This is a genomic window from Pseudomonas sp. LjRoot277 (assembly GCF_964253845.1).
Taxonomy (GTDB): Bacteria; Pseudomonadota; Gammaproteobacteria; order Pseudomonadales; family Pseudomonadaceae; genus Aquipseudomonas.
In genome coordinates this window covers 3,143,039-3,155,545 of sequence record NZ_CAXURI020000001.1, presented here as the reverse complement: position 1 = coordinate 3,155,545, position 12,507 = coordinate 3,143,039, and the positions used below count along the sequence as shown (strand labels likewise).

Annotated in this window: 9 protein-coding genes and 4 pseudogenes; 2 read left to right on the top strand and 11 right to left on the bottom strand. The window is 55.9% G+C overall.

Going from position 1 to position 12,507, the window contains the following annotated elements; genetic code table 11:
* Positions 1-5: 5 nt before the first annotated feature.
* Both ACSQ87_RS14960 and ACSQ87_RS14955 read right to left on the bottom strand, forming a co-directional pair.
* Positions 6-248 (bottom strand): annotated as a pseudogene (locus ACSQ87_RS14960) (IS5/IS1182 family transposase); the annotation flags it as partial.
* Positions 249-312: 64 nt separating this feature from the next.
* Positions 313-407 (bottom strand): annotated as a pseudogene (locus ACSQ87_RS14955) (LysR family transcriptional regulator); the annotation flags it as partial.
* On the opposite strand from ACSQ87_RS14955, the pseudogene ACSQ87_RS14950 reads away from it, so the two are divergent.
* Both ACSQ87_RS14950 and ACSQ87_RS14945 read left to right on the top strand, forming a co-directional pair.
* A pseudogene (locus tag ACSQ87_RS14950) lies at positions 384-467 on the top strand (hydrolase); the annotation flags it as partial. The pseudogenes ACSQ87_RS14955 and ACSQ87_RS14950 sit on opposite strands and share 24 nt — an antisense overlap.
* 408 nt (positions 468-875) lie before the next feature.
* Positions 876-1,256: pseudogene (locus ACSQ87_RS14945) on the top strand (aminotransferase class V-fold PLP-dependent enzyme); the annotation flags it as partial.
* Positions 1,257-1,279: 23 nt separating this feature from the next.
* Here ACSQ87_RS14945 and ACSQ87_RS14940 read toward each other — a convergent pair.
* From ACSQ87_RS14940 to ACSQ87_RS14900, 9 genes are all read right to left on the bottom strand, one after another.
* Complete coding sequence (locus ACSQ87_RS14940) at positions 1,280-2,653, bottom strand: aspartate aminotransferase family protein (protein ID WP_436273768.1); 1,374 nt, start codon at positions 2,651-2,653, stop codon at positions 1,280-1,282.
* Positions 2,654-2,916: 263 nt separating this feature from the next.
* A complete protein-coding gene (locus tag ACSQ87_RS14935; protein ID WP_436273767.1) occupies positions 2,917-4,098 on the bottom strand; it encodes a hypothetical protein in 1,182 nt (393 codons plus the stop codon).
* A 249-nt stretch (positions 4,099-4,347) separates the two neighbouring features.
* On the bottom strand, positions 4,348-5,586 hold the full coding sequence (locus ACSQ87_RS14930) for a serine hydrolase domain-containing protein (protein ID WP_436273766.1): 1,239 nt from the start codon (positions 5,584-5,586) through the stop codon (positions 4,348-4,350).
* Between the two features lie 6 nt (positions 5,587-5,592).
* Positions 5,593-6,549, bottom strand: a complete 957-nt coding sequence (locus ACSQ87_RS14925) for an ABC transporter ATP-binding protein (protein WP_436273765.1) — start codon at positions 6,547-6,549, stop codon at positions 5,593-5,595.
* Between the two features lie 24 nt (positions 6,550-6,573).
* Positions 6,574-7,605: an ABC transporter ATP-binding protein gene (locus tag ACSQ87_RS14920; RefSeq protein ID WP_436273764.1), complete on the bottom strand. Its 1,032-nt coding sequence runs from the start codon at positions 7,603-7,605 to the stop codon at positions 6,574-6,576.
* Complete coding sequence (locus tag ACSQ87_RS14915) at positions 7,605-8,489, bottom strand: ABC transporter permease (protein ID WP_024777130.1); 885 nt, start codon at positions 8,487-8,489, stop codon at positions 7,605-7,607. The genes ACSQ87_RS14920 and ACSQ87_RS14915 overlap by 1 nt, the downstream gene beginning before the upstream one ends.
* Positions 8,486-9,502 (bottom strand): ABC transporter permease, encoded by a 1,017-nt coding sequence (locus ACSQ87_RS14910; RefSeq protein WP_024777129.1) that lies wholly within the window; start codon positions 9,500-9,502, stop codon positions 8,486-8,488. Before ACSQ87_RS14910 ends, ACSQ87_RS14915 begins: the two co-directional genes overlap by 4 nt.
* Positions 9,503-9,680: 178 nt before the next feature.
* The gene (locus tag ACSQ87_RS14905; RefSeq protein ID WP_436273763.1) at positions 9,681-11,225 is read right to left on the bottom strand and encodes an ABC transporter substrate-binding protein; all 1,545 of its coding nucleotides are present in this window, start codon (positions 11,223-11,225) and stop codon (positions 9,681-9,683) included.
* Positions 11,226-11,447: 222 nt separating this feature from the next.
* The gene (locus ACSQ87_RS14900; protein WP_123722549.1) at positions 11,448-12,275 is read right to left on the bottom strand and encodes a helix-turn-helix domain-containing protein; all 828 of its coding nucleotides are present in this window, start codon (positions 12,273-12,275) and stop codon (positions 11,448-11,450) included.
* Positions 12,276-12,507 lie beyond the last annotated feature (232 nt).

The following is a 12,507-nucleotide window of genomic DNA, read 5'->3' as shown; positions in this document are numbered from 1 at the left end:
GAGTGACGGGAAGACAAGATACGACCAGATCTGCCGCTACGCTGCCCGGCCACATCCACGATGACGCCGTGCTTGGTATCGATCAGATAGTTCGCGGAGCAGACGAAAAACGCTGGGTTTCCTGGAGCAGCGGTCCAGCGGGCTTGAGGATCAGTCAGCGATAGGCGCTTCGGTAGCGTTTCGGCCAGAGCCTCTTGATCGAGTGCCTCAAGGTACTCACGCACGGCGCGGGTGTTCAGGGACACGTCGAGCGCCGCCTTAGGCTCATCGAGGATCAGCAGTTTTGACTTCAGTGCCAGGGCCCGGGCGATAGCGAGGCGTGCGAATGAACAGGGCTCACCGAGGTAGTCTTCGAGCTGCTTGATCTGACGACTGACCGCGCCTTGGGTAACGTTCAGACCCAGCGCATTCCGAACTATCGCAATCTGATGAACAGCTACTCGGCATTAGCAGCGCGCCAAGCTTAATTCAGCCCTGCAATTGCGAAAGCGCATGCAACAAAGGGCCTTTTTTCACTCAAACCAAAATCACTTGGTAAGCCAGGATTCGATCTCTCTGGCCTGCGGCTGGCACGCTCCGCTTGTATGATCGGTCTCATGTCCGATGACCGCAGTGAGTTTTTTGCCACAGCACCTGCACCATAAGCCTCGGTCTCACCACTAGCATGTTAGGGGTGTCCCGGGCGTCACATATCTGCGATACGGATTATGGATCATGGTGTTTTTTTGAGAGACGCAAACTACGCATTTTTCCAGCTATAAATACATGATTCATGCATTGGCTGTTTGTTTCGATGTGCTTTCGCCTCCCTCATGCATGGCTCAACCATTAGCATATGAGCCGTCAGATCCTACCTGCTTAGACGGACTACCACCGTGTCCACTATTGACCTTTCGTTTAATCGTAGCCAGTTCCCGGCGTTCGCCGAGCCGTCGCTCGAAGGCCAAGCTTTCTTTGATAACGCTGGCGGCTCCTATGCCTGTCAAGACGTCATCGACAACCTGAACCGCTTCTACCGCCAGAACAAAATGCAGCCGTACGGAGCTCATCCTGCATCACGCCGAGGCGGTGAAGAGATGGATCACTCGCATGCGGAATTAGCGGCATACCTGGGTGTTTCAGCTGAAGAAATCCATCTCGACCCTTCCTCCTCCCAGAACATTTATGTTCTCGCCGAAGCATTCGAAAATCGTCTTGAGGTTGGTGACGAAGTCATCGTCACCAACCAGGATCATGAAGCCAACAATGGGGTTTGGCGGCGTCTAGTGAGTGGCGTTAACTACTGTGCAGTGTGTTTGAGGTACCAGTGCTGTGTCGCATCCAAAGACGCCGAAAAAACTCCAAGGATTTCATTGATATCCTTCTCCGTTGAGATCAACGGAGGACAGAATGCCAATGCATCTCCCATGGCTCGGTTGATCATTCCACGCTCCTGGGTCTGAGAGGACAGATACCGCCCGAGTCTGCCAATAGCCTCAAAAGGCTCTTTAGTGTGCCGGTCGGCTACCAACTCAACGGCAGCAATCAACCCCACACCACGAACCTCTCCAACCATAGGATGATCAGCAAACTGCTGAAGCCCCTTGCGAAGGATAATTCCCATTTCAGCAGCATGCTGAACCAGGCCCTCCTCTTCGATAATTTTAAGATTCTCCAGCGCGACTGCAGTAGCTACCGGGTGCCCGCTACCAGTGAAACCATGCCCTAACGTGCCGATCGACTGGCTCTGGTCGGCAATGTCTTGATAAACAGCGTCGTTAATCAATATGGCTGCAATGGGCTGATAGGAGGACGACAGCTGTTTGGATACCACCATGACGTCTGGTTTGATATCAAAGGTCTCGCAACCGAACATATTGCCGGTTCGACCGAAACCACAGATGACCTCGTCCGCGACAATCAAGACGTCATGCTTGCGGCACACCTTCTGGATCTTTTCCCAGTAGGTCTTCGGCGGAATGATCACACCCCCCGCTCCCATCAGCGGTTCGCCATAAAACGCTGCGACCGTCTCAGGGCCTTCCTTGATGATCAGATCATCCAGTTCTCGGGCGAGGCGATCGGCGAACTGCTCTTCTGTTTCACCCGCTCGACCATATCGGTAAAAGTGCGGGCAGCTGACATGCAGGAAGCCCGGCAGGGGAACGTCAAAACCGCGCTGATTTGCCGGCAGCCCAGTGAGGCTCGCACTTACGGTAGTGGTACCGTGATAGGCATTCTGCCGACTGATGAACTTTTTCTTGGCGGGCTTCCCCAGAGCATTGTTCCGGTACCATAAAAGCTTAACTACTGTGTCGTTTGCCTCAGAGCCGGAATTGGTGAAAAACACTTTGCTCATCGGCACCGGAGCCATCTCCACCAATTTTTCGGCGAGCTCGATGCTGGGACGGTGTGCCTTACTGGAAAACACATGATAGAACGGCAGTGTACGTAGCTGCTTTTCGGCAGCCTCGATCAGCCGCTGGTTGCTGAAACCAAGCGCTACACTCCATAGCCCTGACATCGCCTCGATGTATCGCTTATTTTGATTGTCATAAACATGAACTCCTTCTCCTCGCTCGATAATGAGTGGGCCATCCGCCTCATGAAGTCGAGCATCCGTACAAGGATGGAGGTGATTTTTAACATCTTTTTGTGCAAGCAAATTCGTCATGATTTATGCCTCGAAGTGAGAGAGGACTCGTTAAACCAAGGGCCGTGTAGAAACCCAAATTAAATACCCAGGCAACCGCACCAGGCTCCACAGCTACAACAACTACCTGTCGCCAATGGCCATGGAGCAAAAAGCGGCATAAACACCGTAATCGGTGTCCGGACTTATTTGACCAGTTCAGGCTCGCCCACAGGTTATGCGCTAAACCTGTGGGCGAGCCCGTTCGCGAAGAGGACTTTAGGGCTGTTGCCAAAAAATCCGGATCAGAAGTAATAACCGATGTTCATGTACAACTGGTTTTCCCACTGGTTACTACCACCAGCCCCCAGACTCTGGGTGAGGCTGCCGCCACCGATGACCGGATCATTCTTGCCATACAACCATTCCGTGGCGATCCACAGCTTGCTGAGGGAGAACGAGGTGCCGAATATCATCCGTTGCGAGGTCTTGAAATCGTCCGCGGATTTATCGAAGGCGCTGTAGTTGGCGTATAGCTTCACACCGCTGATCTGATCGAACAGATACTTACCGCTGACGTCGTAGCTCACCTCCGCCACGTACAAGTTGCCGCGACTGGCGACGTTGAAGGTGCCGTCGTAACCGCCGAAAGTCACCAATTCATCGGTGCCAGGGTTGCGCGGGGACATCTGCTGTCGCGCGGCTTGCAGTTGCACGCCCCACGGGCCGTTTTTGCCGACGTAGTGCACCGCCATGGCATTGCGCCGGCCATCGTTGTTGGTGTCGCGGTTCTCCAGGGACGAGGTCAGGCCAGAGATCCCGACTTCGGAATTCCACGGCCCCAGGTCCAGCGCCTTGGCCACCCGCAGGACCACTGTGTTGCGTTCCTGGTTGTTGCTGCCGTCGATGACATAACTGTCCGCTTCGGAAACCACGGTGGAGTAGGTTTCACCGTTGCTGGTGCCTTTGCCCTGCCAGGCCGGACGCAGGTAGTAACCGGCCTGAATATTCCAGTCGCCGCTTTGCTGGATGTACTTGGCGCCGACTTCTTCCACGTCTTCGAGTCCCATGACGGCCCCCAGAGTTTGGTAGAACGTGCTGCCGAAGTACGGCTGCAAACCGAACGGCAGCTGGTTCAGGCCGACCTGGACCTGCTGATCGGGGTTGAACTTGTAGCCGACCCACGCCAATTCGGCGAACTGGATGTCACCGACATGCTTTGTGTAGTTGTAAGGGTAGGCTCGACCGTAGAAACGGTACTTGGCCTCACCGATCCAGGTGTCGGAGTTGTACTTGGCGCTGAGGATCGCGGTGTCGAAGTTGAACTTCTGGATGTCGCGATCCGGGTCATAGTCCCAACGCGCCCGGACGGCACCGCCGAGATCGAGGTTGTCGGTGACCTGGATCGCCATCGCAGGGGTGGAAAGGGCCCCCAACAGCGCCAGCGGGGTCAATGAGCACAAGGCCCGGGTGGTATTCACTTTCATGGTCGCTCCTTCTCTTCTCTAGGTCTTATTTTTGGCAACAGCTATCCCGGCCACGGCAAAAGCGCGGTCTGGATGAAAGGGGTAAGGCCCGCCAGGACGAACGCTGCGAACAGCGTCCAGGTGAGGGTCGGGAGAGTCAGCCGCCGGCAGCCAGCCGGGTCTGGGTGTCGCTATGCCGAGCCTGCACACGGCACCTCTTCACCAAGGCTGGGAGGTGCCTGACAAGCCGCGGTCATTCACACTCCCGCGTCAGCTGCGTTGCAGCTCTTCAACCACAGCGGCACAAGCACGGAAGGTATTCAACGTCCACTCTGCATTGATAAAGTCCGGCCAACTGGAAAGTTTAACGATTGCCACTTCAGAAGCCGGATCCCAATAGATACTCTGCCCAAATACTCCGCGCGCCGAATAGGTACCCTGCTCACTGTCCAGCACCCAGCACTGATTGCTATAGGCGGCGCTTGGAAAGTGTTTGAGAAAGGGGCCATACAGGACCTCGAAAGCCGGTGTGGAACCACGACCACAAGCACGAACAAAATCCTCTGGAACAATCTGCTCCCCGTTAAAACGTCCACCTTGCAGATACATCTGGGCAAACCGCCCCAAATCGCGCAGCGTGACACTCATCCCGCCATCGGCCAATGCAGTTCCAACACAATCGAGGGTGATATTCGCGTCTTGTTCCGTCCCCAGCTTTGACCAGATCTCCCGGCTCAGTAAAACGGGGAGCCGCTCGCCGCAGGCCCGCTCACAGACCCAGGCCAACATGTCGGAATCCACTGAGCGATACTCAAAGAACTGGCCATGTTCACGGTCTTTACTCAGCGACTTCAACAACCCATAAATGCTGTCAGGTGACTCTCGCTCTCCCCGCTCACGCCAACCCGAGGCGATATCCAACTGGATGAATTCAGCATCCGGATCGGTGTAGTCCTCCCTGAATCTCACTCCCGTGCGCATATCCAGTAGATCCTGTACCCGGGCGTCGCCATAACCGCTTGCCGAAAGCTCGGGAACATAGTCGCTGACACGCGCTTGGGGATCGATTTTGCCCTGGCCGATCAACCTGCCGACCAGGCTACCGACGACGGTCTTGGATACCGATTGCAACAGATGCAACGTGTGCGGCTGCATACCGTTGAAATACTGCTCCGAAACCACCTTGCCTTGATGAAGCACCAAAAAACCATCGGTGTAGCTATCGGTCAAGAAGGTCGCCAGATCGGTTTGCCCGCCGTCGACCTGCTGGAAACGTACATCATCCAGTGAGCGTTCGTTGCGCTCGAGTTCGGTGACCGGCCCGGGACTGCGATGAATAGCGGCCACCGGAAACAGCTGGCTCATGTGCTGGAACGACCAGCGGTTATAGGGCGGACTGTCCCAATTATGCAGGCCAACTTGCTTTTCCCGAGGCGGCGGATAGCCCTGCATCAGCCTTAAGTCCTGATAACCAATGCCGGGGGCGGTCATGTCTTTTTTATTGTACATAGGGGTTCAGCTCTCATCGTTCAGAGGGTGGTGGCAAGAAAAGCGGTGGCCGTGATCCTGGGTCTCGGCTGGCACCTCGCGGCGACAACGCTCACTGGCCCGCGGGCAACGGGGTGCGAAGTGGCACCCGGCAGGCCGGTTCAAGGGGCTGGGGATCTCGCCACTCAGGGTTTGCAACTGGTCACGGCGTTCCGGGTCGATGGAGGGCACTGAATTGAGCAGCGCACGCGTGTAGGGATGACGCGGTCGGCCGAACACCTGCTCCACCGGCCCGGCCTCGACGATGCGCCCCAAGTACATCACCAGCACCTGCTGTGCCAGGTACTCGACCGTTGCAAGATCGTGGCTGATGAACAGGTAGCTCAGGCCATTGTCGGTCTGCAGCGTCTTGAGCAGTTGCAGCACCTGGGCCTGGACCGACACATCGAGCGCCGCCGTAGGCTCATCGAGGATCAGCAGTTTTGACTCCAGCGCCAGGGCCCGGGCGATAGCGATACGCTGCAACTGGCCACCGGAGAATTCATGGGGATAGCGCTCCATGTGCTCCTCGCCCATCCCTACATTTCCCAGCAGCGTGAGAATGCGCGCGTGCAAGGCGCTACCGCGCAAACCAAAGGCAACCTTCAGCGGCTCGGCAACAATCGCCTTGATCGTCATTTTCGGGTTCAGCGAGGCGTAGGGATTCTGGAACACCATACTCAAGCTCCTGCCCCGCTCCCTGGCATCAGTGGGCAGCGGCCGACCTTCGACCAGAATTTGCCCACTGTCGGCTGGCAGCAGGCCGAGCAAGGTCGCGGCCACCGTACTTTTGCCACAACCGGATTCCCCCACCAGCGCGACCGTCTCACCGACCTGCACCTCCAGGCTGATGTGGTCAATGGCCGTCACCAGGCCATCGCGGCTGGCGTAGGTCTTGTGCAACTGATTGACGCTCAACAGTGCGGGCTGTTTGTTGTTGTTCATAGCCGTTTACCTTTCAAAGAAGCCTCACACCTTGACCAATATGTTGTGGCAAGCTGCCCAGTGCTCCTTGCCGATGACAACCCTCGGCGCAGCGTGATTGCAGCGTCCGGTGGCGCGTTCACAACGTGGGTTGAAGGCACAGCCAGCCGGGGGAGCCGCCATGTTCGGCACCTGCCCCGGGATGAAGCCCAAGGCTTGGGGTCCCTGCCCCAACTTGGGCACGGTGCCCATCAACTTCAGGGTGTAGGGGTGTGCAGGTCGCTTGAACACCTCGCCCACCGGACCGCTCTCCACCACTTCGCCGGCATACATCACCGCCACCCGGTCACAGAGCGAAGCCACTACCCCCAGGTTGTGGGTGATAAACAGAATCGCCAGGTCCTGCTCTCGTGCCAGCTTGCGCAGCAGAGCGATGATCTGCGCCTGCACGGTGACGTCCAGCGCCGTGGTCGGCTCATCGGCGATCAGCAGTTTTGGCCGACAGGCCAGCGCCATGGCAATCACCACTCGCTGCAACTGACCGCCAGACATCTGGTGCGGGTACTTGGCTAACGCCAGAGGGGGATCTGGCATGCTTACCGCCTCCAGCGAGCTCAGCGCCTCGGCGCGGATTTGCGCCTTACTCAGTTGCCGATGGCAGCCGATGACATCGATCATCTGCCGCCCGACGGTGAAGAACGGGTTGAGCGCCTTCATCGGATTCTGGAAGATCATCGCCGCGCCACCGCCACGCAAAACCGCCAGCTGCGACGCCGACGCGCCGTTGACCTGCTGTCCGGCGACCCTGACACTGCCTCCCAGCCGAGCGGCCTCAGGCATCAATCCAAGGCAGGACATGGCCGTCATTGACTTGCCCGAGCCCGACTCCCCCACCAACCCGAGGATCTCGCCGCGCCTTACCTTAAGGTCGATGCCGCGTACGGCCTTTACGGTCTTGAACAAACCAGGGAAGGACACCGTCAGCCCTTCCACTTCCAGCACCAGGTCTTGAGCTGCGTCGTTATTCGAAGCGGCGAGACTCTCGATAGCAGAATATTGCAAGGATTCGTCGATCATCAGCGCGTCCCCTTCTTTGGATCAAGCACATCGCGCAGCCCGTCACCTACTAGGTTGACGGCCAGCACCAGGACAAAAATCGCCACTCCGGGAAACAGCACCGTCCAAGGATTCTCGAGTAACTGCGAGCGCGACGCTGCGGCCATCAGCCCCCATTCGATCATGGGCGGCTTGGCCCCCAGCCCGATAAAGCTCAGCGAGGCAGCGGCGAGAATGGTGTAACCAAAGTCCATGGAGCCCTGCACGATCACAGGCGTGGTGGCATTGGGCAGTACATGGCGAAGCAAGATACGGCCGTGACTGACGCCCATGGAACGGGCGGCATGGATATAGGTTTCTGAACGAACCCGTACTACCGCACCGCGCATGATCCTCGCGTACCAGGGAAACCAAGAGACAGCGAGCGCTAACATGGCGTTGGCCAATCCCGATCCCAGCGCAGCGGTGATAGCGATCGGCAACAACAGCGGCGGAAAGGCCAGAAACACATCTGAGAAACGCATCAGCAGCGTATCAACTCGACCACCGAAGTAACCGGAAACAAGCCCAATCGGAATCCCGATCAGCATCGCAATCAGAGTCACGCTCACTCCGATGATCAGCGAGGTGCGTGCGCCATAAAGCACCCGTGAAAGAATGTCGCGACCAAACTCGTCGGTGCCCATCCAGTGTGCCCAGTTGGGTGCCAGCAATTTCTGGGAAAAGACAATCTTGTTCGGCTCATAAGGTGCAAGCCAGGGGGCGAAGACTGCCGCCAGGATGATCAGCAGCAATAACAGCGCGCCGAATACAAACAACTTGTTATCGCTGGCAAACGCCAGGGCCTTGATACGCCATGATGGGGCTCGCGGGGGCATGGACAGGGATACGTCTTGGATACTCATTGGACTCGCAACCTCGGATCAACAAGGTGATACAAGAGATCAACGATCAGGTTGATCGACAGATACGTCGTGGCCAGCACCAGGGTGGCTCCCATCACAGCGGGGAAATCATTCTGGGCAATCGAAAACACCACAAAGCCGCCCAGGCCAGGCCAATCGAAAATGAACTCAACGACTACCGCACCACCGAGCAGGTAACCGAAGGTCAAGCCCACCACTGTCAGGAGCGGAATCATTGTCGCCTTCAGGGCATAGGCGTAATGGATACGCCACTTGGGTACACCGTAAGAAACGGCCGTACGGATGTACTCCTCGGATAGCACCTCCACCATCATGTTTCGGGTGATCCGGGTGACAGTGGCCAAGGTCACGATGACCAGGGTGAGCACGGGTAGCGTCAGGTGTTTGATGGCGCTCCACAGTGCTACGAAATTACCGGCCAGCAGAGTGTCGATCAGGTAAAAGCCTGTCACACGCTCAAAAGGGCTATCGAGAAGAATGGAAGCATCGATACGTCCTTGCAGGGGCAGCCAGTTGAGCTTGCCGTAGAACACCAACTGCAAGCCCATGGCCAGGATGAAAACTGGAAACGCCGTCCCGGCGATAGACCCCGCTCGTGCCACATTGTCGACCACAGAGTTCTGCCGCGCCGCTGAGATGACACCGATCGGCACCCCCAGCACCACCACCCAGAACATCGCCAGGAATGTCAGTTCAAAAGTCGCGCCAACCCGCCTGACCACTTCCTCCACCACCGGCCGCCCGGTGCGCAGACTAGTGCCAAAATCACCTCGGAGAAGATCGCCGATGTAATTGAAGTATTGGATCGGCAGAGGCTTATCCAACCCCAGATTTTCCCGTGCGACGGCAATCTGCTCCACCGTGGGGTGATTCCCCAGCATCATTTCTACCGGGGAACCCGGAAGAGCTCGGCTCAGAACGAAGGTGATGGTCAACACTCCCAAAAGAATGAAGAACATCACTATCAATCGCTGAGCTATATACTTCGCCATTTGGAATACCCCTTGTGGCTAAAAAACTTGACCCTGACTTCTTACGCCCAACATAAAAATCCCAAAAGCGGGTTAACCCTTGAGGGAATAACCAGGCAAATTAACTAACTGCCTGGTTATCGATTTACATGGCAAATCAGGCGTTACAGGTACAACTTCATCAAGGACGACTCAGCATTCAGCGATTCAAGTTGTAATAGAGAATCGCCTCATAAGCAGGATTCAGGCTCTTTTCCATACCCTTAATGTCTTTGCGGGAGACGCGTATCTGCTGCACGTCGGCGTACCAGATCGCAGGAGCGTCCTTGGCCAGTAGCTGCTGGGCCTGCACGTACTTTTCAGTGGATTTGGCCCGATCACTGCCTTCTAGCGCCGCCGCCTCTTCGATCAACTGATCAAAGCTTGGGTTGCTGTAGTGAGACAGATTGAATAGCGTGGTTTTCTCTGTATGGAACTCACTGAAAAGCCAATCGCTGGGTGTCGGATACGTCGGCCACCAAGCCATAGATTGCATGTTGGGAGCGGTATCCAGCTTCTTTGCCTTATCCCAGATCACACCCCACTCGCCGGGGAGTAACTCCACCTCAACGCCAACCTGAGACGCCGTCGCCTGGAATAGTTCTGCAGCGTTTGCATAGATGCCACTGATGTACTGCATCGAGACCTTCCAGTCCTGCTTAGGTACACCGGAGGCTTCCAACAATTGCCGGGCTTTATCCAGATCGTAAGAGGCCATAGGCACGCTGGCATGCCCCCAGATACTGGTGGGCAAAGGCCCCTTGGGAACACTGCCGTAGCCATGCAAAATATCTTTGGTGACACTTTCATAGTCCCAGAGGTATTGCAGCGCCTGACGAAATGCCAGGTTGTTCGTAGGGTACTTCTGGGTATTGATCAAAAATTGGAAGTTCTTCCACGAAGGCGCGGTGCTCACCTTGATGGAGGGGTCCTCTCCCAACACCTTGAGCTGATCAAGAGGGATATCCCAGGCGACACCGGCCTCGCCATTTTTGATCATCTGGGTACGGGTGGAGGCTTCGGACACGACCTTCACGATGACCCGATCAAATTGCCCTTCTTTCCAACCTCCCCAGTAGCCATCGAATCGCTCAAGCACCACTTGCTGGCCCTGTTCGACCTGCCCAAGCTTATAGGGACCGGTACCGATGGCGTTGGGAGCCATCATCCAGTCATGCCCTTTCTCCACCGCCGCCGGGGCAATGATGTAAGCGGCATACTGGCCTGCCGCGATCAGATTGGCTGGAGTGGGACTCTTAAACTTGAGCACTACCGTATCGTCAGCGAGGGCCTCGACGGTATCCAGACCGTTCCATACAAATGCAGCGCCCTGTTTCAGCTGCTTGACGTAATCAATGGACTTTTTGACCGCTGCAGCATTAAAGGCCGAACCGTCATGAAATTTAACGCCGTGCCGCAGCTTGAAGGTCCAGGTCTTGCCGTTGTCGCTGCTTTCCCAGGACGTGGCGAGCCTGGGGGAAAACTCCTCAGCACTGCCTGGCGCGTTGTATACCACTAGTGTCTCGTAGATATTGCCCAGTACCCGCACTTCCTCCGAAAAAGCCGAGGCAGGATCCCAATCCTTGAAAGAGGCTCGATCAGCGACAACCAAGGTATTGTTTGCCGCATACACCAAACCACTGGTCAACGGCGCGGTAACGGACAGCGCCATCAACCCCGCCATTAATGTTCTTTTTAACTTCATCGGTGTTCCTCTTATTTTTATGGTGGGCGCAGCGGATCACTTGTAGAAACAGGCACTCATTCAACCGGAACGAATGATGTGATTGGCCGTTAACGAAACTGACTTTTAAGTGGTGTATGGCATTATTGATCTGACGCACAGCCAGCTCAATTTCGCGAGCACGAATAAAAAAACGCCAGGTGACGCCCTGAAGCGTCACCTAGCGTCTATTTTAAAAAAAGACTAAAACAGCGGAGGGACAAGGTTGAACTCACCTTCTGGTGGATGTACCAGCAGCCGCGCCCTCACTTCGACGGGAATCTCAGGGGCATCAATCGGAAAACAGCTGCAACTGGTGAGAGCGTTACGCAGGTCGATCGACTCGCCTAGGTGCTCAAATACAATATGGGCACCAAAAGGACGGCGGAAATTGTCACCCGAAACGCCGAGTACCAAGCCGTTGAGAAAACGGAAACGACTGCGGTAGGAGGGATAAATCGCCGACCAGATATAGCCCCGGGACGAGAGGTACTCTCGCTCGACGATGTAAATCAGATCCGATGAGGCAAAGCAGAACCCACGATATTTATTGATGCCGAAACTCTTCAACTGATCATCGCCCAACCTCATCCGCTCGTAGGTTTTACTCAGGATCTTTTCGCCGGAGCGGGTCAAGCGGGTAATCGACTTGATCACCTCCCCCGGCGCAGAAGGCGACATCAAATAGACAAAGTAGTAACCCTGGTACTTCGACAACTCCTGCGCGGAGCTCGGAAAAAAATCGGCCGGTACTGCACTGTCCGACTCTCGCGCCGTGCGTTGCCTGTTGAGCAGAGCGCGGAAGGATTCATGCTCGGAGAATATTTCTTCCTCATCCACCCCAAAAAAAGTGCAGATCTTGCGCAGGGTAAAGGACGAGGGAGTCGCTTGCGCCCCCAAGTATTTGTTGAACTGCTGGCGGTTGATATCAAGGGAGCGGCACACCTTCGCCACCGACTTATAATATCCGCAGAGAAGGCGCAAGTTTTGACTGAAGTCTTGCATCGACTGGGATGAACTGGAACTGACCATAAAGAGTATTCCTAACGCCAGAATTGACAACATGCTGAACTAATCGTCGCTTGGGGTCACGGCTTCAAAAGCTCAGTGCAAGACAGTGCCTGAAAGTGGCGCAGAAGCTCGGCATTGCCAACCCGTGATCGACGCGAGCATTGAGCCCGACCATAGCGACTATGGTGAGGAAATATTCAACAAATACACAAGCTTATCCAGCGATTCCTGACGCCTCGGTAGAATTACCATC